At 34.1% G+C, this 848-nt stretch carries 1 protein-coding gene; it reads right to left on the bottom strand.

The window, feature by feature from the left end; translation table 11 throughout:
• Positions 1-97: 97 nt before the first annotated feature.
• Complete coding sequence (locus tag ACSX1H_RS19435) at positions 98-718, bottom strand: toxin-antitoxin system YwqK family antitoxin (RefSeq protein WP_439185918.1); 621 nt, start codon at positions 716-718, stop codon at positions 98-100.
• Positions 719-848 lie beyond the last annotated feature (130 nt).

The raw sequence follows: 848 nt of genomic DNA, 5'->3' as shown, positions 1-848 counted from the left end.
TGCTGATTGTCCGTCCGATAGGACAGACAATCGAAGCGGGAATCTGCCCACCCAAAGTGAGCCGAGCCCTGCTATGCGCTATAGCGGCGTGTTGTAGTTAGTTCTTTATTTCATATTCTTTAAAACCAATGTAGTAATGCTTTTTACTTCTGTTGTCAGCATTTACATAAATCATAACTTTTGATTTTCCTACCTGTTTTGGTACAAAGCTGTATAAGAACGAATCTTTTTGCCAATTAATTTTATGCATTCCATTCGTAATAATTACTCTTAGATTATTTTTAGATAGAGAATTACATGAAACATCAATCTGAGTTGTGTCTCCCACAGTTAAGAAAGTTTGCTTATTAGAAAGCTGAATATTAAAATCCTCAATTGTTGGCAGATTTAATGTGTCAAGGAAATTAAATTCATATGCTATTTTACCATCTGTGGTAAACTCCTTAACATATTTTATTTCCCCATGTTGGAAATATTCTTTAGCTGCTAATTGTCCTGTTGAATCATAAAATTCAGCAACTCCGCTCTTGTAGCCATTTTCAAAGTCAATAAGCGTTTTTGTTTTTCCGTTGTTATAAAATTCCTTGTATTTACCATGATATTCACCATTGTCGTTAATCATGTATTCAGCTTTTAAATTACCGTCGTGATAATATTCCTTCTGATTTTTACTACATGAGAGAGATACAAGAAGAAAAAGAAAATAAATGTCTTTCATACTTTGATTTTTGGAGCTGCACTTGAATTAACTACAACGGTTAGCTGCATGATGCTTAAGGAGAGAACACAGCTCCACTTTCCTGAGTCCCACGGAGCCAAACATTGATTTGGCATTAAACTTAATAATT

Source organism: Carboxylicivirga taeanensis, assembly GCF_051851475.1.
Classification (GTDB): Bacteria; Bacteroidota; Bacteroidia; order Bacteroidales; family Marinilabiliaceae; genus Carboxylicivirga; species Carboxylicivirga taeanensis.
Note: the sequence above shows the minus strand (reverse complement) of the source record. Positions and strands in the feature narration are given on the sequence as shown.